The organism is Legionella resiliens, from assembly GCF_021344005.1.
GTDB classification, from domain to species: domain Bacteria; phylum Pseudomonadota; class Gammaproteobacteria; order Legionellales; family Legionellaceae; genus Legionella; species Legionella resiliens.
This window is the reverse complement of the sequence record NZ_JAJTND010000005.1, coordinates 335,171-356,446: the sequence shown is the minus strand read 5'-3', so window position 1 is coordinate 356,446 and position 21,276 is coordinate 335,171. Positions and strand designations below refer to the sequence as shown.

Sequence of the window (21,276 nt, the reverse complement as noted above, 5' to 3'; positions counted from 1 at the left end):
TAATCGAATGGAGAGGTATTTGTTCCAGTAATTAATTCAGGTAAAGATAGGGAAACCATAAAGCCACCCCATAAAAGTAGGAACCAAGAAGCAGTGTAGTTCCTGGTTGTTTATCAGGATGGCTATTTCATTATATTTAACCAGGGTATTAAGTAATGTATTACCGATTAACTGACCTAGGCAATAAAACCGCTGCTGAACTAGTCCAAGCTTTCGCGGAAATTCCAGCAGATGTGACCTCACTTGATTTGAGCTGGAATGAACTTCACAACAAAATTACTGCCGAATTAGTCCAGGCTTTAGCGGAAATTCCTACGGGCGTGCTCTCGCTTAATTTGAACGGGAATTTCCTTGGCAAGAAAACCGGCGCCGAACTAGCTCAAATTTTTGCGGCAATTCCAGCGAGGGTAACCTCACTTAATTTGAGAGGGAATGTCTTTTACAGCAAAACCGGCGCTGAACTAGCTCAAGCTTTAGTGGCAATTTCAGAGGGCGTGACCTCACTTAATTTGAGCGGGAATGTCCTTGGTAACAAATCTGCTGCGGAACTAGCCCAAGTTTTAGAGGTAATTCCAAAACGTGTGACCTTACTTAATTTGAACGGGAATGATCTTTACAAGAAAACCGCGCTCGAACTAGCCCAGGTTTTAGCGGCAGCTGCGGCAACAACGGTTATTTTATCTGAAGAAGATATTGTAAATCGCCCCACAGAGGAGCTTATTGACTTAGGAAAAGTACTGCCCCATGTCTTCATTAAAATTCTCGACGAGAACAATCAACCCAGCCACCATGCAAAAACGCATGAGCTGCAAAAGCACATGGGCATTACGCTGGCTACTGTTTGGTAAAGTCCTGTCCGATTTATGTAAATCGTCTCACAGAAGAGCATATTGACTTGGGAAAGAGTGTCCGGGATGAGCCTGATTGATGTGACGGGGTACTTTACGCTTTTGTTCGCAAAAAATACTCCCCCAGTTCTCCTGTTTTATTCTAGAATCTAAGTACCTACTATTTTTAGTTCGCAGTAGCCAATTCAATTTGTTATAATTTAAATACCTATACAATAAATGAGAGAGATTAAATGTCAGATAAATTACGTGGAAAAGTAAAATGGTTTAATGAGGGCAAAGGTTTTGGCTTTATTGAAAGTAATGGGAAAGATTATTTTGTGCACTTTAGCGCAATTCAATCGACAGGTTTTAAAACCCTTTCCGAAGGTACCAATGTTTTGTTTAAAGCAGTACAAGGACAAAAAGGGCCTCAAGCAGAAGAGGTTGAAATCATTTGATATTTAGAGTGCATCGTTACCGATATCACTCCTTATCCAAGAATCTTCAGAGTAACTTAGTTATTTGCTTCCTATATTTTATTTGATGTAATTCAGTTGTATAGTCTACATCTTCTCTGGAGGTTCTATAAGGAAACCTTGTTGTTCGCAACCTGGTGTTCCATTGTAACTGCAAATTCAATTTATTTTACGTACATTAACTTTGCGTCCTTTCAATTTTCCACTTTGTAAATATTGGTACGCTTTATCTGCTTGGCTGTGGTGAATTGCAACATAGGAGTACATGGCGGTAATGTTAATTTTGCCAATTGTGTTGCCTGTTAATCCTGCATCTTTGGTTAATGCTCCAAGGATGTCACCGGGGCGAATTTTATCTTTTTTACCCGAAGCAATGCAAAGTGTAACCATTTCTGGCACTAAACGAGTAGTGGGGTGCTTTTCTAATTCATTAATGTTTCCCCAATGAATGGGGTGTGGGAGGCTATCTTCAATTGCGCAAATGCGTTGTGCATCTGCAGGAGTTATAATACTTAAGGCAATGCCTTTATTCCCAGCGCGTCCAGTTCGACCAATACGATGAATATGGACGTCATGATCAAAAGCGAGATCAAAATTAATCACTGCAGAAAGTTCCTTTATATCAAGTCCTCGTGCTGCAACATCAGTGGCGACAAGAATAGAACAACTTTGGTTGGCAAAACGCAAGACAGCAAAATCACGATCGACTTGCTCCATATCTCCATTTAAAGCGATGGCACTAAAGCCTTCGTGGATGAGCTGGTCTTTGACTTCCGTTGTTTGTTGCTTAGTATTACAGAAAATTAACGTTGAAACGGGTTGATAGTGCAACAATAATGATTTTAATAAGGGAAATTTCTGCGCTTGTTTCGGGACTTCATAAAAATGTTGTTCAATATCAATTTCTTCAGGAGGAATTTCCACATAAACTTCTTTCGAGTCCTTCATAAATTGTTTTGAAAGCTGTTTGATTTCTTCAGGATATGTGGCAGAAAAAAGTAGCGTTTGGCGTTGTTTGGGACAAACCGAAATAATGTTGTTAATGTCATCAAAAAAACCCATATCCAGCATTCTGTCTGCCTCATCTAACACTAAAGCTTTTACCTGAGATAAGTCTAAAGAGGCGTTTTTTAAATGCTTAAGAACTCTCCCCGGCGTTCCTACAATGATATGAGCTCCATGCCGTAATGAATCAAGCTGAGGCTTCATCGGTATACCACCGGATAAATTAATAATTTTGACATTAGGCATCAAACAGGCTAATCGACGGATGACTTGGCTTACTTGTTCTGCCAATTCACGGGTAGGGCAAAGAACTAAGCCTTGTACTGCAAAAAAAGAAATTTTTAAATTATTTAATAAAGACAATGCAAATGCAGCGGTCTTTCCACTACCTGTTTTTGCTTGAGCAATAATATCCTCATTTCTAAGAATAATGGGCAAGCTCTGCCTTTGGATTGGAGTCATGTTTTCATAGTTTGCAGAAGCAAGACTCTTTATTAATTCTTGACGAAGAGGGAGTTGAGAGAATGAAGAGTGTTGGTCGGTGTGTTCTGATTGAATCATGAAGCTGCTTCCCCCATGGGTGCTTAATTGCCATTTTTTTTGTCTTACTGTCGTTTCCTTAAAGTCACCACTACAACTACAGGGAGATATAGTGGTAAAAATAATATTAGCTACTTAAATTAAAGAGCTATTATATTTTGTGCCTGGAGACCTTTTGCTCCTTGCGTCACAATGAATTGTACTCGCTGACCTTCTGTGAGGGTTTTAAAGCCAGAACTTAAAATTTCTTTAAAGTGGGCAAATACATCCGGACCGGCTTCTTGCTCAATAAAACCAAATCCTTTGGATTCGTTAAACCATTTAACGACTCCATTTACTGTTTTAGACATAAGTATCCTTAAGTGTTTATTATAATGCTTGTATAAGCGAATTTAGCCGGAAAACCGGTCAAGAATTAAAACTTCAGAACGTGGGATTAAATGAATAAAACGACGATTTGGAGAGAATAAAATAGACATTTTCTAGCTGAGATTAGGATACTACTCTTAAAGTTATAAGTCAATCTCATTTGTTGTGTTGTTTAAATAAGGTGTTCAATTATCTAACTCACTTCATTTAAATTTCAACCTGCTTCAATATTCGAATTGGAGCATAAAATGATACCTGATTGGGTAATAGGTTGGGCGAAAGGGCCCAACCTTGGATTTTATGATTCCTTATCGGGGATAGGAACTGGACGAGCTGGTGTGATATTCATTCCTAAGATTGAGACCTTATGGCGTGGAATATGTAATGGTACCGTGTTTTTATCTCTTAATATGCTGGAAATACTATAGCGCAAGGTCCCTACAGAGCTTCCTGCAGCTTTTTCATAACTCATATCATGTAACCACACCCCAAGACGTTTGACATGATGGTCTTTGCAGGGATAGCGTAATTCCCATCCTGTTAGTACTGGGATTGCATAATCATAAGGGACGTTTTCTATCACGAGGTTTTGAGTGACTACGTCTCCTCCTAATTCGCCGCAATTGCCATAATTTTCTGTAGGAATAATCGTAAACGGAGGTTGTTTGGTTTCCACTCCGCGCCCGGCAAGCACAGTCACTGCAGAACCAAATCTAAAATCTCGTTTAGTACTGTTGTCTTTAAAAATACCCAGAGTTTCCCAGCTAGCAAAGTTAGATGCTTGACTGTTCGTAATGGAAGGTGGCGGACCACTCCAATTACGTCCCGCCTGAATGAACGTTTCACTATGATCAAGATTATAAGCTATTTGCAAAAGATGATGATCTGCCTGACTAAATCCTTCTTCCCAACCATAAACAAAACCTCTGGGTAATACAGTAGCCTTAATATCTCGGGTCAAGAAAGTATGATTAAGAAAACCAGCAGCAGAAACCAAAGCGACATGCTCATGCTCTTCATAAAAAGAGAAGGTTGTATTATCTCTATGCCCCAAAACTCGAGCATCGATTTGATTTCGATTCCATGCAACCACCGTGAAGCGATAACACCACCGATAGCCATCATCAAAATTTTTATCTCGTAATAAACCAACAGCTTCCCATGTTAAACGAGAGTTATCCTGTTGGATGTTTCTAATTATGGCAGCGACACGCCCAATGTGATGATCGCTGCTTAAATAACGAGTATCCCACCCATTCAAAAAGACAGTCGCATCGGTTGCGTAGTCCGGTAAATCAACACTTCCTTGTAAGATAATTGCTTCTTCGGTTCCGGAACGATTGGATTCAGCGCAAGCTGAACCATCCACAACCTGAATTATTCCTTCATCTTCCAATGCATTTTGATGATATTCGGATTTAAGTGGCACAGGAACTGTTTTAATTGATTTCAACAGATCGGAATCAAACTCTTTTGCAATAGAGAAAGGCACCACAATTAATGATAAAAGCATGCCTAAAATGGATACTTTTAACCAGTAATACGATGAATCCATAATTCAAACCTCCATGTCTGATCTGATGAGCGATTAGTTTAATCAAACTGGGTATTATTGCAAGATCACTATAACTTGAAGGAAATGCAAAAATTTTAATCTTAAAAGTATTATTGGGCATGCTGCTTAAATGACACGCTCGGAGGGATTCGAATTCCCAATACATCGGTTCGAAGTCATTTTATCAAGAAGAACAAATATTATTAAAAACCATTAAGTTGCGATGGAGTAACTCCCTGAATTGCTGTTTGGAACAACTATGGTCATGTTCCACTTTGTTTAAAATTAGAACCATAAAAATTGGCAATATGGTGGCTTTATAGCAACTTATCTAATTCTTTATCATCAGTACTTCTTATTCTCAAATACTTTATCTTTTCCAAAGTTAGGTAAAAACAAAATTCCTGCAAGCCTTCCCTCTCTCGACATCATTATCAACAAATCTCAATTAACCTGCTACCAGAGTTATGAGTACATGTCAATGGGCGAATTTCACCGATTTGAATAAAAGAGCAAACAAAATACAATTTGCAATTAACTTGTACGAGTAGAGAAAAATATTTACCCCGACAATTAATTCAGTCAACGATAGCGAAACCATAAAGCCACCCCATAAAAGTAAGAACCAAGGAGAAGGGTGGTTCCTGGTTATTTATCAGGATGACTATTTCATTCTATTTAACAGAGGTATTAAATGATGCATTACAAAATAAATATCCTTGGCAATAAAAATGCCGAACTATCCCAAGCTTTCGCGGCAATTCCAGCGGGCGTGACCGCACTTGATTTGAGCTGGAATGGTCTTCACAACAAAACCGCTGCCGAACTGGCTCAGGCTTTCGCGGCAATTCCAGCGGGCGTGATCGCACTTAATTTGGGCTGGAATGGTCTTCACAACAAAACCGCTGCCGAACTGGCTCAGGCTTTCGCGGCAATTCCAGCGGGCGTGACCGCACTTAATTTGGGCTGGAATGGTCTTGGCAACAAAACTGCCGCTGAACTAGCCCAAGCTTTCGCGGCAATTCCAACAAGCGTGACCACACTTGATTTGAGCGGGAATGATCTTGGTAACAAATCTGCTGTAGAGCTAGCCCAAATTTTCGCGGCAATCCCAGCAGGCGTAACCACACTTTATTTGAGTTTGAATGGCTTTGACAAGAAAGCCGCAGCCGAACTAGTCCAAGCTTTCGCGACAATTCCAGCGGGTGTGAGCGCACTTTATTTGAGAGGAAATAACCTTTACAACAAAACCGGCGTTGAACTAGCCCAAGCTTTCGCGGCACTTCCAGCAAGCGTGACCGCACTTGATCTGAGCGGAAATGGCCTTAACAACAAAACCGGGGCTGAACTAGCCCAAGCGTTTGCGGCAATTCCAGCGAGCGTGACCGCACTTAATTTGAGTGGGAATGATCTTGGCAACAAAACTGCTGCTGAACTAGTCCAAGCTTTCGCGGCAATTCCCGCAGGAGTGACCACACTTGATTTGAGCTGGAATGCTCTTAGCAAGAAAAGCGGCGCCGAACTAATACAAATTTTCGCGGCAATCCCAGCAAGCGTGACCTCATTTTATTTAAGTGGGAATTATCTTGACAAGAAAACCGGTGCTGAACTAGCCCAAGCTTTCGCGGCAATTCCAGCGGGTGTGAGCACACTTAATTTGAGTTGGAATAGCCTTGGCAACAAAACTGCTGCTGAACTAGTCCAAGCTTTCGCGGCAATTCCAGCGGGTGTAACCACACTTAATTTGAATTCAAATTTTCTTGACAACAGAACCGGCGCCGAACTGGCCCAGGTTTTAGCAGCAATTCCATCTGCAGTAACCACGATCACTTTATCTGAAAGCGATATTGTCAATCGCTCTACAGAGGAGCTTATTGCCTTAGGAAAAGCACGGCCTCATTCCCTCATTAAAATTGTCGATGCCAACAATGAACCCAGCACCCATGCAACAACGCAAGAGCTGAAAAAGCATATGGGGGCATGGATTAATGAAGCACATGTGGAACTAAAGGACATACCGTTACCCGATGATTTGGTTAATCTGATTTTGGAGAAAGAAACTGGAGTTCATGCAGTAGAAATAAGCGCTTTTGCAAAGGCGAATGCCCCTGTCGAAAGCAACAAGAATGCGTTCTTCACGCCAAATACCCATCATACGAAGAAGCGCCAACACGAAGAGGAGCAAGAACTCGTTACGTTGTTTATTGTTTAGTCTGGTAGATTATGTTGCTCCGCGGCAATGAAGATGAGCTAAAATTTATACTTATATGATTTTAAAAGGATTAAATGGCGCGCTCGGAGGGACTTGAACCTCCGAAGCCTGATACTTTTATTTTTAAAAAAATTAATAATCAATATGTTGCGAAAATTTTTCTTGATCTCATTGGTGTACATCCTAGGCATTTCAATGTTAATCGCTATCTTCATGCTATTATGAAAATATGTTTATCTCATATTAATGCTCATTTCCATGAGTACAACGGCACAATTAAATACAGTAACTATGCAGTTACGGACCATCTTCCAATCTTATTTCAACCCTGTCGAACCGGGAGGAGCCGCATTGGTGGTAAAAGATAACCGGATTATCTACATGGACGGCTTTGGCCTGGCTGACATGAAAACAAAACAGCCTATTAATACAAAGACGCTTTTTAATGTCGGCTCTATCAGCAAAACCTTTGTTGCTTATGGAATACTAAAACTTGCCAAAGAAAGAAAACTATCATTGGATGATGAACTGTATAAATATTTTACCGATTTTAAGAATACGGAGATAGTAAAAAAAGTAAAGCTTTATCACCTGCTCACCCATACATCCGGCATTCCTGATATCCGGCCCGTGAAAGAGCAACATGATTTTTATCTTACCGCTAAAGACGAAGAGAATTTTACCCCGTTGAAGCAAACTGATACATTACAATTTGAGCCGGGAACAAAGTACAGTTATTCCAACCCCGCATTTAATGGCCTTGCATTGATCATTGAAAAAGTAACTGGTAAAAAATGGCAGGAATATATCAGTGAGAATATTTATAAGCCCGCCGATATGAAGACTTCCACTATTACTGACGGTCCGCATCCTGAAACAGGTGTTTCACATGGTTATGTATTGAATGATAAAAAAGAATTTGAAGAACTGGATTATGGCGAAGAGCCAACATTCGCGGCAGCAGGTAACGGAGGAGTATGGAGCAGCGTGGAAGAATTATGGAACTATGAACAGGCTATTCAACAGCATAAATTCTTGCCGGTTGAATGGATAGATAAATCAAGAACACTATACCCATTCCCTGATTGGAAAGATGAAATTCCGCAACGACTTGGTCTAAGCTGGTTTATCAATCAAGATTCAATTGGTCATCAAATGGTCGGGCATACGGGCTCGCAGGGTGGCTTTATCAGCGATTATTGCTGGTGGCCGGAAGAAAAAATATTTTATGTGTTGCTCTGTAATATTCCCAAACCGATACAGGAGATAAGAAAAAAAGTCTATGAAGTGGCAAAAATGATTAAATAAAACCTGCCTGGATAGCTCGTGATCATAGATTGACCCTATTGATTCTCGTTAAATTCTATTGAGTATGTAGTTCTTTGTGTAAAAACAATTGTCTTGAGTAAACATGTGTTTTCAGCATGGCCCTAACTCAAATTAATACTATAATTAAGTAGTATGGAGATACTCTAAGGACAATTATGAAAAGGAAAAACCGTGAAAACGAATACAGAGGGATTGTCTCAATCATCGTCATTGTCATTCTAGCAATTATTCTGGTTTATTATTATTCACATTACTCTTCTTCACCTAATGAAACTCAAAAATCGAATATACCTTTAGAAGCTCCTTCTCCTCCAGCTGAAAATACTGGCGGAATTTAATAATTAAAATACTTTGGTCTTTTGTATTAGTTCATTTGAGTTAAATTCTCCAATCCGGTATTTATCAACGATAGGGTTATTTTAGGTTTTGTTACGTAACTATCAATCGAGCCTGACCTTATTGATGCGTCGTGACTAATAAGCCTTGTAATAGAAATTACATTGAATAAAATATAGATATTCTTAATATTAAAATAAGTAAATGTTCGATAATTTACCACTTGAAGTGCTAACTCATATTTATTCGTTTTTTAATAAAAAAAATGAGAAAGATGTATTTTCAAGAATCAACAGGAAATCCAATAAAATATACTGGATAGAACAATGCAAAACAAATTATGGGTTTTATCCTAAAGAAGATGCGCGAGAAATTTTTCTGGCGATGGCGATTATTGATGAGGCTCTAGATAAAAAAATTTCTATAGATGAAAAAGAAATTGATTTATTCTATGGGAAATTGATCCGATACAACGAAAATAATCCTGGAAATTCTGAAATTATATATCATATTGCTAAATTATATTTAAAAAATAAGGGTAAGTATCAGAATATCGAACTAGGGAAAACACTTTGTGAACAAGCAGCAACATTAAATCATAATGGTGCTAGACAATTGCTTGGAAGTTTTTATCGAGATGGATTATATGGTTATCCTTTTGATTCTCTTACAGCCATCAAATATTATCAAGATGCTGCTCTCAGCGGTTGTAATAATGCAGCGGTGGAACTGGGTATCTCATTGAGGGATGGTTGTGGGGGTATACAAAAAAATTGTGAGCAAGCTATTTATTATTTAAATATGGCAGTAAATCGAAATGATAACCGGGCAGCTCGACTGTTAGGACTTTCTTATTGTGATGGAATAGGTGCTATACCCCAAAATCAGGAGAAGGCGATATTCAATTATAAGTTGGCGGCAACACGTGGAGATAATATAGCGGCGCGAGAATTAGGAGCTTCTTTTAGGGATGGATTAGGTTGTATTAGTAAAAATTCCGAGTTGGCTATTGAATATTTTAGAATGGCGGCTTTACGAGAAGATGCCGATGCTGCTATCAGTTTAGGAATATCTTTTGCTTTTGGAAAAGGCTGTATTCCAAAGGATCATAAGGAAGCTGAGTATTATTTAACTCTTGCTGCGAATTTAGGTGATCCACGTGCTGTAAAAATGCTGGACGACTTAGATCTGATCCCAAAACTAACCTTAAATTAATGATAATAACTCCTAAGTGAAAGGAGTTATTATCAAATAGGTGATTAAAAATAATCGGGTACAAAAGGGGCTTTATCAAGCGTTCCTTCGCGACGATCGTGAGGATGCCAATTTTTTACTTGGTGACTTGGTTTAGTCATAAACTCTCTGAATTTTGAGTCATCCACTCTTATCTTTGTTAGGAGAGCTTTGAACTTTTCTTCTGCAGAGCCATTAACATAGAGAACGTCATCAGGTCCTTTTCCTTGAGCATCACTAGTCCTTGCAGCAAGAATGTGTAGAGGTGAAATAGCGGATGAACGATATTCCATTAAATCAATATGCCCTAAGTCATTATTTCCATCAGGTTTTTTACTTGAACTAAATCCTAATGTTTGTCCAAAATACGCAGCAGTTTCCGGATCAATTAAGGTAGCATATACATATGCTGTTTTTTTCTGTATTGTTGACTGAATATCAGCATATAAACTTCCAATGTATGGGCTAGTACTTAAAACGATGCACTCTGAAGGATCTTTGGGGTTATCGTATTTAGGAATAAATCCTTCTTTGAACACACTTTCTGGTGTTTGAGTTGTTCCCCGATACATAATACAAACGCTCTTATTTTTAGAACGACTGGTATACATAGAATCTGTAAAAAACATATTTGCATAGTAGGATGTCACTGAATTACTACTATGAAGATATTCCTCAATTTTCTTTTGAAAATCATTTTCAATTTCATCGGTAGTAATATTTAAGACTCTCTTTTCTAACATAATATTTACTCACATTGACATTAATTGAAACTTAAGATTGCTTTAATAGATAAAAAAATAATCTACTGAGCAATATATTATGCAGTATATATATTAATTGAACATTAATTCATGCATTAATATTTTTATAATGGACATAAATTTTTTTATGGTTGAAACGCGGATACAGAGGAATAGAGGTTAGCTTCCCCTGATTGTAACCTTTGGTGAAACCCCTGAATTTTCTACACAATGTACTGAAAAGGTGAATTTAAAAGCGATAAGACGTGTGCCTATGTGTTTTTAAGAGAAAAAAATTTTTAACCAATGCACTACTAACACAGAACTTGCCATTTTGCGGGAGATTCCTCGGTATGCTCGGAATGACAGGTATTTTTTAATGGGACAGTCGTGGTCGTACTTTGGCAATGACCTGTCATTTTACTCCTAATATGAGATTCATGGATATTTTGTTGTATGGATGACCAACGCGACTGTTCTGATGGAAGGTTAGGGGTGGTGCTAATCTCATGATTAATCGTTTTTTTGATTTGTAACTGGTACGCATAATCACATGCTAATTGATATGTATTATGTAAGCATTGTTCTTGGAAAGAAAGTTTGGAAGGAATGATATAATTGGAGAGTGCCATTTTCTGTACTTCAGGATCACGTAACACAGTAAATATTTCCCCATAACTATGAAACCCTGACTTACATGTGAATGAAAAAAATATCTTTATGAGATTTTTGATGTCTTTTTCCTTTACTTCTTGATCATCATTTCGGTATTTATCAAGAAAACGCCGTATTGTTAATAACAAAACACCCGTATGCCCGGATAAGGAGCAGACGAAAGGCACATGGGTATTTGTGGCGGAATATCCATTTTTATGATTAGGTTTAATAAGATTAACATCAGGATGTCGATTGAACCTGACGATTGGAAATGCATTGTCTGGATTAGGCGCTGAGGAATGCATTATCCCTAAATTAGAACTTCCAATTATATCGTTTTCTTCGTCAATACGAGTAGTCCCACGGTCTTTACGTTGAAATAATCCAGAACTCATTATTGTCCGCATTTGCTCTTGGATCTCTTTTGTTCCCCAAATTTGTTCCATTCTACCAATGACAATTTCAGCCTCTTTTAATGTATTAACTCTCTTCGGAATATCAATTGTCGGATCGATATCATGAACGAGAGCAGATAGTTTTGTTAAGGTAGAAAATTCCTCTTGCTCAAGTGATTGCCAAATATTTAAAGAAAATTTTGTTTCAAAATATCGACGACTCTCTAATTTCATCGGATCATTGGTTAAATGATTAGCCTGGGTGCAAATCGCATTTAGTAGCGCTTTATTATAAGAAATGGAAGTCTCAGTCTGGCAAACAGTCAAAATTGCTTGTATTGCTTCCTCTTTTCGATTATCCAGATATAGATGCTCAATTTCATATAACTTATCTTGAATTTGAGTGCCGATAAGCTGCTTTAATAGTGAGGTCGTAAGCAATATAAAATCTGACCAATCTAATCTTGTGCGTGTGATGATTTGTTTCAGTTGCTTGACTTTAGTTTCTTTTTTATTTGCGAATAAATGTGAGTACATATTAGTTCTTCCCAATTATAAAATGATAAATCGGGAAGATGAGCTTACCTGTCACAGTATCAGTAAAATATCATTGTCATAATTTACATGCTATTTCACTGCATGTAAAAGTTAGATTGCTGAGTACTACCCGATATTTGATTTAATAAATAGTGGCTATTTACAATTTCCGTCTTTTTTTCTGACAGAATGACCTATTTTTATGAGGAAATGTCCTATTTACTTTTGAAAAATGGTTATATAGCTATGGGTCTTCCCTCCTTGCTTGTGTTCACATTAAGCGCAGTAAGTCATTTATTATTCATATTGTGTTATAAAAAGCAAGTATTAATTAATGAGAATTAAATTTTAGGAGTGGAATTGATGAAGAATATAAAATTATAAAATTCTATTGCAGACTGATGTATGAAATGGTTTTGCACTATGCGCACAGACTCAACATGGTGTGAAATTAATGCAATATAATAATCGGAAATTTAATGGTGCTCGGAGGGACTCGAACTCCCGAAACCTTGGTTCGAAGCCTTATGGTCTAGTTTTAAATTCGTTATAAATCAATATATTGTGAAGCGTCAAATTCATCGGGAATAGTCTAAAACTGCCTATTACAGCGTAGTGCCGCCACAGTTGAGAAATAAGGATAAGAAATTAGAAAAATTAAACGCACACATTCATTTCATAATGTCTTAAATCTTCTGATTAGGAACTGCTATACTACAACAAATTTCTATAACTTTTCCTCATTCAGTGCTTAAGATAAAGATTTAAATAGGATTTTAATGTCAAAAAAAGTAAATAGACCACAAAATTTTCGTAGTTTTTTCTTCGAAATAGCAATTCCTTATCGTTGGTGGTTTTTTGCTATGTTGCTTGTGGGCATTTATTCATCTATCCATAATGTGTTACAGCCCTATGTTTTAAAAATTCTTTTGGATGCAGTCGCTCATGCCGAAACGAAACAATTTCTTGATGTGAGTTTAAGACCTGCGTTATTGCTTATTATCTTGGGATTTGTAATAACTTTTATATGGCGTCTTTATAATTATATCGTTTTGCGGTCACTACCCAAAATAAAAGCGGACATCATTACTGTAACCACTGCATATTTAAGAGAGCAGTCATACGTTTTTTTTCAAGATCATTTAAGTGGTTCAATTTCTGCTAAAATTTCTGATTTAGCAAGTAACATCCAGAATATTGTTAATACTTGGTTTAATATATCCAGGCAAGGTTTAACCATTATTCTTTCTATCGCTATGGTGAGTTTGGTTAGTCCCTATTTCAGCTTGATTTTTTTCCTTATCTCAATCGTGTTTATTGCCACTGCATATTATTGTTCATACAGCATTAAACCTTATGCCAAAGCCTATGCTGAAGCACGAGCAAAAAATATAGGAAACATTGTTGATTGTTTTTCCAACGTGGTCAACATGCTTTTATTTGCCAGAGAAAACTACGAAGCGCAATATTTAGAAAAAACAACAGCCAGTGCTGTGAAACACGATCAATCCATGCAATTTAAAAATATGCTCAATGCGTCATTACTTGGTGGGTTTGCCTGGATTTTACAAGGGGCTTCAATACTGTTACTGCTTTTTCTTGGGAATAAAGGAACAATTTCTGTTGGGGATTTTGTATTTATCTTTATATTAGCAATTACAGTGATTGATCAGATCTGGTTTCTTACTGAGAGCTTATTGGTTGTGGGTGAACAAGCAGGACAATGTCAACAAGCCATTGATACGATTTTTACAGAGCATTATCAAAAACCAAACCCAGGAGCTCCGTCTCTTAACATTACTCAGGGTGAAATCTTCATTGATCATATTAGTTTTAAATATAAATCTGTAGATATTATTAAAGACTTAAGCACACATATACCGGGAGGCTCTAAAGTCGGTTTGGTTGGTTACAGTGGAGCCGGAAAAAGTACGCTGGTTCAACTAATCATGTGTCTATATGATGTCCAAAACGGAAAAATATTAATAGATCAACAGGATATTAGCACGATAAACAAACAAAGCTTACGAGAAAACATAGCGTTTATACCTCAACACCCTAGTTTGTTTCATCGAACTGTTTATGAAAACATACTATATGGCAGAATTGGCGCCAGTTATGAGGATGTTATTAATGCTTCTAAAAAAGCTCATGCCCATGAATTTATTCTCAACTTACCGCAAGGATATGACACCCCTGTTGGAGAAAGAGGGATTAAATTATCCGGCGGACAATGTCAAAGAATTGCTATTGCAAGAGCGATTTTAAAAGATGCGCCTATTTTGATATTAGATGAAGCCACTAGTTCACTGGATTCTCTAACAGAAAAGCTAATCCAAGAATCATTACACATTGCTATGAGTAATCGTACGGTCATCGTAGTAGCACATAGATTATCAACTATTTTGTCTATGGATAAAATACTAGTTATGGACAATGGTAAAATTATCGAAATGGGTAACCATAAACAGCTTATTGAGGCTGGCGGTTTTTATAATACACTATGGAACGCTCAAAGCGGACATAGTTTTATTTAAAAAATGAGAGCCCTTGAATAAAAACATCATCCGTATTGAATTTATGAGTTGATTACATACATCAATAGTTTCCGATTTCCAAATTGGAAACTGGAAATTATATTATAGTGAATGATAAGTTTTCTAAACACATTGATTCTGTCAACAACTCGGTGGGCCTCCAGGCACGGTTTAAAAAATTTAAAAAAGTTCTTTCTCCTATTGTTAAATTATTCTCATTGTGTAATAATTCAACAATGTGTTCGCAAAAATGTTTTTTACATGATTGTTTTATTTTTCCAGGCTTTAAATCCAGCTTCCAACAACTTAGGAATTAGTACCGCTAATCCTGAGCTAGTTATTAGTAAGAAGCCACAAATTGAAGCTCCAAATAGAAAAATGAATGAGCGAAACACAGATAACAGTATTACTCTTTCTTCTCGAGGAAGAAATTTATTTCAATTTCCACCTTCGGGAGTTATTGACATCGTTAGAATAGCTACAACTCCTCCTGACCCCCAAACGTTCAACTCTTTTCTCTAGTCTGAGATTAGCTAAGTCTCAACTGGAATCTATTCTGTTGAGAGTCACGTACATTACCTAAGACAGCATAGCTAGTGATCTTTTTAAAGAGGTCGCTGTTTCTGCAAAGTCAATTTTTTCATATAGCGTGTAACGTTCTCTCATTATTGAAGATAAAAATAACAACTGTATCCATATCGTAGCAAAAAGATTCAAACATACAGTAAGTTAGGTTGATAAGATGAAAATGCAACGTAGTGTAAAAGGCGAACGATACCTTTATATGGGTCTTAATATTTTCTTAATATTCGATTAATAGTTTTTATTTATACACGAAGTACTCAAATTTTAACAAGTTACTTGTTTGTAAACTGACTATTAACGAGATTCATATGAAAGATAAAGAACAGAGAACCAAATTATTAAAAAAATGTATTGAGATTAAAGATTCAATTAATCAAAAAATTCCTTTGGCAGCGAATCGATATGAAGAGTTTGAACAGATTGAGCGCAGCAAAATAAAAGCGTATGAACAGGCCAGAAGGGCAAATACCCCGGAAGAGGAGCAATTGGAATCTTGTATATACGAAATGGAATATCTTGATGCTCATGATAAGAAGTATGAAGAGTATGAAAACTATGTAAAACAAAAGCAAATCGAGTACTATATTTTTGAGTTCATTAACGAGAGTTTCAAGGAATTTTGTCTCGATAAGCAGGTAAAATCGCCGCACAATCTAAACAATAATCAGAAGCAAAGTTTCAAGCAAATTATCTTCAAACAATCTTCGATTTTATGTGAAAAAATTGCAAGAGCCCAAAAACTGCTGGGAAGAGGAAGCAGCGTCATTAACGTCACTGAAATGGATGGATATCTTGAAAAACATGCCGATCAGTTCATCCACATTTTGTGCCAGGGAGAGGAATTAACGATTACCGATAAAGAATTAGCTTATCGGTTTAAAAAAAACCTTGAATTGGTTGAACATCGAGATTCCTTTCAAAAGCAATTTAAGCGAGAAAATGCTCTGCTTTTTCAAAGAGGGGGTGATAAAAAGGTTATAGAAACAATCCAAAAATCAAATATATTTGCAAAAGCAGAATATTTTGATAAACCGGAAATCAGTACGGGTTTTTGTGATGAACATACCGTCATTGCTCTTAAAAGATTATATGATGAATATTTAATTGATAGTAATACCATCGTTGAGAAAATTAGTATTGAGTACTTTGATGATAATGGTAGTCCGGCAGATGGCCACACGTTTTTGGTCATTGGCCGTAATCCCGATAGCCCTCTCAATGACATCAGTCAATGGGGGGGGATCCTTTTAGACCCATGGAATGGGATAGCCTGTTTTACAGAGGATTATCATTCCTTACCTTATTTTTATATTTCTTACCCGGAAGGGGCAACCTGGGAATCCATCCAATTTACGGATGCTGATTATGATCTACGTTCTAAGATGCGAGACGCGAACAAATATTATCAGATGACAGGGAACGGCGACATAGAAAAACGAAGACAAATGCTTATGGAAGAACATCAGTTGCATTCGTTGGATGAAGCAGGATTCGAAGATACGAAAGCCTTCCTTACTGAATTGGTTAATCAATTACGTCCCAATAATTTCAAAGAACCCATTGAAATTTTTATTACAACTACGGGCGATAAATTAGTTAATTCGCTGGCCGGATTCACTAAACCCGCGATTGTCATTCACAGCGATTTTCTTAAGCAAATGCGAGATGGTGTTTATACGGTTGAAGAGTTAGAGTTCGCTTTAGCCAATGAGTTACTTTACATGAAACACGAAGGTGTTGGAATTTATTATGAGATTTCAGCCAGTGAGCAATTCAAACTCGATAAATTAACGATTGAACAATGCCATAATATACCAGCAGGTATTAGTTACTTAAGAAAAAGCATCAACTTTCAAGAGCAACATAAATGGGATGTTAGTCATGTCAATCGCTCTTATTTGGTTCGTGATTATCGACAAGGGGCCTTGGCCGATTACCATCAACGTATAAAAAATTTGTTAACCTGGTTGGCCATCAAAGAAAATGAACGCGATGAAAAACAACAAACGTCTTTACCAAATACCATTTTAAAAGCTGTTGCTCCGATTAGCCGAGAAATTTTCTTTAAAAAAGAATGTGATGCGTGTGAGAATACCGTAGCAAAACTCAAATTTTTAGAGTCAAAATTAGCAGAGCTAACAGTTGAATTATTACCTTATGAAGTAACCTATAGTATTGGAATTAAGGTCAGGGATTTCTGTCGGATTTTGTATGCGATGGATATTAACTTAAACGATGCGGAAGTGAAAAAAGCAGCGGAAGAATTGATTGAACGAGCTTTTGAGTTGCGAATCCCAGCCTTTGAACGTGTTTATCTGGCTCTTATTCATCAACCTTTCACGAGTCAAAATTATTTAGATGATAACGTCCGGGTACCCTCACTTGGAGTTTTCAAGGTCATAAACAATGCATTTGATGCGTTCGTTAAAGCAAAAAACTTTGAGGAAGCGAAAGAGGCAGCGGAGGCACTAAAGGGGTTGCAAGAAAAATACATAGGTCATCTTGACTATTCGCATGGTCGGGCAAGAGTCCATACCTATCAATTTGAGAAAGTGCATCAGCGCATGCCTGTCGGAAACGAGCGATTTTTTGGTTCAATTATTGGTGAACACATTGAGTGGAATACTTTTGTACCGCAGGATAATGTGACTGAGGTGCCCTGGTCGAGTCATCTTGAATGGGCACAAAAAGATGAGAGCTCAATTATTGCTGAGACATTATGGCGCCTTGGCGTGACTCGCGATCAAAACTTATGGCTTTTATTTCCTGAAAAAAGACTATTGTCTTTCGCCCTTAATTATCGTGAATACAAACCGATTACTCAATTGCCTCAACAGTTTGCCGCATATGGCAGTAATAATTACTCTGAAGTTATATTGACATTTTTATCTGAGAATGTGCTTCAGAAATTTAACGTCAACTGCGAGATGTTTTTTAGTGAGGACTCTTTTGAAAATAAATTCAAGCAGTATTATGATTTGAATTGGCCTGTATTAGTCAAACCTTCAGAATATGAGACTCGCAATATTGACAACCTGGCCATTCAATTTTTGCTTGCTGAATTTACCAATATAGCCATGAATGGGACTCCAGAAGAGAAAGCCGTTGTGAAAAGCTTTTTCCTGGGACGAGAAGATAAACGAGATCTGGAGCACTTGCAACAGGTTTCTAATGAAATGAAATCGACATTACATTATAACACTCCCTATGTTCAATTTTTTATTAATCAGCAGTTTCAGGACAAAAAATTTGATTTATTTACCACGGAAGAACAACTGAAATTACTTGATACTATCTCAATGTATTTTCATGAAATTCCGCCGCAGGCATTTATTCAGATTTTTCGCTTGCCTTTTGAATCACTCAGTCTTGATTGTTTGGAACAGTTACTCCCTTTAACTATTAAAATAGATGATGATTGGGGGCGGAGATATTCTATTGCACCTGGCTTTTTTAAGGAACATATCAAACAATATGGAAATTATAAGGTATTAACCCAAGAGACAATAGCCTTACTGAAACTTGCCATTCAGTTTGTGCACAATCCTGTTGATCGTGCTGACATATTTAAATCATTCCTCTGGTATTTACCTCAAGACGTTAATGGAACAAATCATTTAACACCGAATGATTTAATCCTTATCTATCGTGTGTTTGATTCACAACTGATATTTCCTTCTACCGAAGTGCAAGAGCATTTTGCTCAACTGGTTATCGAACGGATAAAAGGGATTTCAGACCGCGATGAGCGTATCCAAGCATTGGAAGAGCTTCTCTTCGTAGAGAATGCGATCAGTCTCCCGATTAGCTATATTTCTCTGCGTAATGAAGCCATTGAGCAGTTAGTCAAAGACCTAAGAGATAAATATGGTCAGGATGACCAATCTCAGGAATATAAAGAAAAGATGATTGCCGTGATTAATCGTCTGTATAAAAATATGTCACAACGAGATGTCACATTAATGCTTTCGCGATTGGCCAATGCAATCGAATCTCAGTGGGAAGTAACTGAACATTTAGGCATTTTGTTAGAGCCTGATAAATATTTACCGACTCATCAACAGGAAAAGATCGATTTTTCTATTAGTAGCCTGGCCGCAGCTTCACGGAAACTAAGTGAAGACAAGAACGACATAAAGGAATTTCTGGAATTTATTTCTTCTCCTATCAGTCGTCAAACCACAGATAAATTTTCCAGTTATTTATTAAGCCATAATAAAATAAACCAGCTGGCAAAACTGTTAGGCTACAGTGAGAATTTGGCAGAAATTGAAAAAGAAAAGCCAGGAACTATTGCGTTAATGTTAAGAACTTTTTACGCGCAGTTCTGGGATGTGAGCCTGGAAGAGCGAGCGGTTATTGTGGATCACTTGCTTATTCCTGCCAATAAAGTAAAAACCGCTGATGAGATGGAAGATGCCTACGAAGAGGCCTTTTCCTACGTTGCTCATAAATTATTCCCGCATGCCGAAACAGATAAAGAGGAAAATTTTGCTTACGCCTTGTTGAAAGCTTATCTGGACACAGCGGATAAATACATTCGCAGCCATTTGTTAGCAGGAATGTTAGTAGCCACCAATCAGTCGAATGGGGCTGGGCAATCACCGAGTGCGGGTAAAAAATTAGCCATGTTATGTGAACACATGGGACCTGCCTATGTCAAACTGGCTCAGGCAGTGCATAGTCATCCGAATACACCTGAGCATATTCGCCGCGATCTGGATCACTTGAAGGGACGAGCGAACCCACCCCATCGTTGGCAATTGTGGCGGCTCCTGCGCGAAGTGGTTTCTCGTGACGATCGCAAAATGATTAAACGTGTCGGTGCCCTTTTAGGCTCAGCCTCCTATAACTTAGCACTGGAAGCAGAGTTAGAAAATGGACAGGACGTGGTGCTATTGATGCTGCGTGAAAATGCAGCAAAAAATGCGCAAGAAGGTTTTATGCATTTGCAAAAAACCATTGAGTCTTGTTCGCACGTCGATATGACACCCATTCGGGAGAGTATTTTATCGATTATCAGTGAAGCCAAAGAACTATCGAAAATTGAAATGGACAGGAAGTTAAGTGAACAGCAAAACCAGATTGCAGCCGAGCTATACGCCCGTTCCATCACAGTGAACGTTGATGGTAAATCACATACTTTTGCCATGAATCCGGCTCATTTGATTAAAAGTGGGGAAGGCTATCGGTTCATCGAACGTATTTATGGAACCGAATTTAATGAGCTTCCTAACCAAACTCCAGAGGACAACGAAATTCGCCGAGCCATTGCTAAAGCAATCATCACGGTGGAGCTCATTAACATTCTTCAGGGGGAGTGTTTTGATTCCGACCGCCATGGTAATCAATTGCGCCATCAGAACCATCAGCTGGGATTGTATGATTTTGGTGAAATGTCTTTGCAACCTCCCAATGAGGTGGAGTTAAAGCAATTGGCGAACGTCCTGTCCGATATCCCTCAAGCGGCTATAAAAAACAAGTTGTTTAATACCAGCTTTGATCTTCTGTTAACAAAGCATATCCGAATAGCACTTAAAGCGGGGGAGCCGACCAGCTATTTAATGCGAGTACGTAAAGGACTTTTGGCATTACGAGATTTCCAAAAAGAATTATCGACTGAAGAACTAATGGATGTGTTAAAACAGGTTAATGCCAGTGAAGCCATCCATCACAAAGTCAAATCCCAGGTGGCAAATACCATTCGCATGGCTGAACGCATTGAGGATATTAGTCAGAGTTATCAGAGTCTTGTGAACAAGGTGGGTTTTTTCAAGAGAAAGGTTGATTCATTACTCAAAGGGCGTACTACCCATGAAGCGTCATATCAGAGTAGATCAATACCTGACCATCATCACCATCATAACCACATATTTTTCTAATGATAATTAAAAATAGAAACTCACTCTTTGAGGTGGAATGTAGAAATTCTACCTC

At 37.8% G+C, this 21,276-nt stretch carries 14 protein-coding genes; 9 read left to right on the top strand and 5 right to left on the bottom strand.

Going from position 1 to position 21,276, the window contains the following annotated elements:
- The first annotated feature begins 155 nt into the window (after window positions 1-155).
- Entirely contained in the window at window positions 156-848 is a 693-nt protein-coding gene (locus LXO92_RS14145; protein ID WP_232891195.1) for a leucine-rich repeat domain-containing protein, read from the top strand.
- A gap of 233 nt (window positions 849-1,081) precedes the next feature.
- Window positions 1,082-1,288, top strand: coding sequence for a cold-shock protein (locus LXO92_RS14140; protein WP_182350176.1), 207 nt, complete (start codon window positions 1,082-1,084; stop codon window positions 1,286-1,288).
- 177 nt (window positions 1,289-1,465) lie between these two features.
- Here LXO92_RS14140 and dbpA read toward each other — a convergent pair whose 3' ends face one another.
- From dbpA to LXO92_RS14125, 3 genes are all read right to left on the bottom strand, one after another.
- Window positions 1,466-2,872, bottom strand: a complete 1,407-nt coding sequence (dbpA, locus tag LXO92_RS14135) for an ATP-dependent RNA helicase DbpA (RefSeq protein WP_182350175.1) — start codon at window positions 2,870-2,872, stop codon at window positions 1,466-1,468.
- A gap of 119 nt (window positions 2,873-2,991) precedes the next feature.
- Window positions 2,992-3,201 carry a cold-shock protein gene (locus tag LXO92_RS14130; protein WP_027228556.1) on the bottom strand — a complete coding sequence of 70 codons (210 nt, stop codon included), beginning with the start codon at window positions 3,199-3,201 and terminating at the stop codon, window positions 2,992-2,994.
- Window positions 3,202-3,518: 317 nt separating this feature from the next.
- Window positions 3,519-4,775: a hypothetical protein gene (locus tag LXO92_RS14125; RefSeq protein WP_232891194.1), complete on the bottom strand. Its 1,257-nt coding sequence runs from the start codon at window positions 4,773-4,775 to the stop codon at window positions 3,519-3,521.
- A 694-nt stretch (window positions 4,776-5,469) separates the two neighbouring features.
- Here LXO92_RS14125 and LXO92_RS14120 point away from each other — a divergent pair.
- The 4 genes from LXO92_RS14120 (at window position 5,470) to LXO92_RS14105 (ending at window position 9,867) form a co-directional block, all read left to right on the top strand.
- Window positions 5,470-6,987: a leucine-rich repeat domain-containing protein gene (locus LXO92_RS14120; protein WP_232891193.1), complete on the top strand. Its 1,518-nt coding sequence runs from the start codon at window positions 5,470-5,472 to the stop codon at window positions 6,985-6,987.
- Between the two features lie 258 nt (window positions 6,988-7,245).
- Window positions 7,246-8,295 (top strand): serine hydrolase domain-containing protein, encoded by a 1,050-nt coding sequence (locus LXO92_RS14115; RefSeq protein WP_182350172.1) that lies wholly within the window; start codon window positions 7,246-7,248, stop codon window positions 8,293-8,295.
- A 176-nt stretch (window positions 8,296-8,471) separates the two neighbouring features.
- Window positions 8,472-8,654, top strand: coding sequence for a hypothetical protein (locus LXO92_RS14110; protein ID WP_182350171.1), 183 nt, complete (start codon window positions 8,472-8,474; stop codon window positions 8,652-8,654).
- Between the two features lie 202 nt (window positions 8,655-8,856).
- On the top strand, window positions 8,857-9,867 hold the full coding sequence (locus tag LXO92_RS14105) for a tetratricopeptide repeat protein (RefSeq protein ID WP_182350170.1): 1,011 nt from the start codon (window positions 8,857-8,859) through the stop codon (window positions 9,865-9,867).
- A gap of 44 nt (window positions 9,868-9,911) precedes the next feature.
- Here LXO92_RS14105 and LXO92_RS14100 read toward each other — a convergent pair whose 3' ends face one another.
- Together LXO92_RS14100 and LXO92_RS14095 are read right to left on the bottom strand one after the other, a co-directional pair.
- Window positions 9,912-10,628 (bottom strand): hypothetical protein, encoded by a 717-nt coding sequence (locus LXO92_RS14100; RefSeq protein WP_182350169.1) that lies wholly within the window; start codon window positions 10,626-10,628, stop codon window positions 9,912-9,914.
- Between the two features lie 314 nt (window positions 10,629-10,942).
- Complete coding sequence (locus LXO92_RS14095) at window positions 10,943-12,217, bottom strand: hypothetical protein (protein WP_232891192.1); 1,275 nt, start codon at window positions 12,215-12,217, stop codon at window positions 10,943-10,945.
- A 779-nt stretch (window positions 12,218-12,996) separates the two neighbouring features.
- Between LXO92_RS14095 and LXO92_RS14090 the strand changes: the two genes are divergently transcribed.
- The 3 genes from LXO92_RS14090 to LXO92_RS14080 all read left to right on the top strand — a co-directional run bounded on the left by LXO92_RS14090 (window position 12,997) and on the right by LXO92_RS14080 (window position 21,221).
- Window positions 12,997-14,754: an ABC transporter ATP-binding protein gene (locus LXO92_RS14090; RefSeq protein WP_232891191.1), complete on the top strand. Its 1,758-nt coding sequence runs from the start codon at window positions 12,997-12,999 to the stop codon at window positions 14,752-14,754.
- Window positions 14,755-15,015: 261 nt separating this feature from the next.
- Window positions 15,016-15,276, top strand: a complete 261-nt coding sequence (locus LXO92_RS14085; RefSeq protein ID WP_182350166.1) for a hypothetical protein — start codon at window positions 15,016-15,018, stop codon at window positions 15,274-15,276.
- 371 nt (window positions 15,277-15,647) lie between these two features.
- The gene (locus LXO92_RS14080) at window positions 15,648-21,221 is read left to right on the top strand and encodes an ABC transporter (protein WP_232891190.1); all 5,574 of its coding nucleotides are present in this window, start codon (window positions 15,648-15,650) and stop codon (window positions 21,219-21,221) included.
- Window positions 21,222-21,276: the final 55 nt, after the last annotated feature.

Excerpts from the sequence above, each read along its gene's own strand:
- dbpA (WP_182350175.1), bottom strand. The coding sequence starts at position 2,872 with ATGATTCAATCAGAACACACCGACCAACACTCTTCATTCTCTCAACTC.
- LXO92_RS14125 (WP_232891194.1), bottom strand. The coding sequence starts at position 4,775 with ATGGATTCATCGTATTACTGGTTAAAAGTATCCATTTTAGGCATGCTT.
- LXO92_RS14140 (WP_182350176.1), top strand. The coding sequence starts at position 1,082 with ATGTCAGATAAATTACGTGGAAAAGTAAAATGGTTTAATGAGGGCAAA.
- LXO92_RS14080 (WP_232891190.1), top strand. The coding sequence starts at position 15,648 with ATGAAAGATAAAGAACAGAGAACCAAATTATTAAAAAAATGTATTGAG.
- LXO92_RS14090 (WP_232891191.1), top strand. The coding sequence starts at position 12,997 with ATGTCAAAAAAAGTAAATAGACCACAAAATTTTCGTAGTTTTTTCTTC.
- LXO92_RS14105 (WP_182350170.1), top strand. The coding sequence starts at position 8,857 with ATGTTCGATAATTTACCACTTGAAGTGCTAACTCATATTTATTCGTTT.
- LXO92_RS14085 (WP_182350166.1), top strand. The coding sequence starts at position 15,016 with ATGATTGTTTTATTTTTCCAGGCTTTAAATCCAGCTTCCAACAACTTA.
- LXO92_RS14115 (WP_182350172.1), top strand. The coding sequence starts at position 7,246 with ATGAGTACAACGGCACAATTAAATACAGTAACTATGCAGTTACGGACC.
- LXO92_RS14145 (WP_232891195.1), top strand. The coding sequence starts at position 156 with ATGTATTACCGATTAACTGACCTAGGCAATAAAACCGCTGCTGAACTA.
- LXO92_RS14100 (WP_182350169.1), bottom strand. The coding sequence starts at position 10,628 with ATGTTAGAAAAGAGAGTCTTAAATATTACTACCGATGAAATTGAAAAT.
- LXO92_RS14095 (WP_232891192.1), bottom strand. The coding sequence starts at position 12,217 with ATGTACTCACATTTATTCGCAAATAAAAAAGAAACTAAAGTCAAGCAA.
- LXO92_RS14130 (WP_027228556.1), bottom strand. The coding sequence starts at position 3,201 with ATGTCTAAAACAGTAAATGGAGTCGTTAAATGGTTTAACGAATCCAAA.
- LXO92_RS14110 (WP_182350171.1), top strand. The coding sequence starts at position 8,472 with ATGAAAAGGAAAAACCGTGAAAACGAATACAGAGGGATTGTCTCAATC.
- LXO92_RS14120 (WP_232891193.1), top strand. The coding sequence starts at position 5,470 with ATGATGCATTACAAAATAAATATCCTTGGCAATAAAAATGCCGAACTA.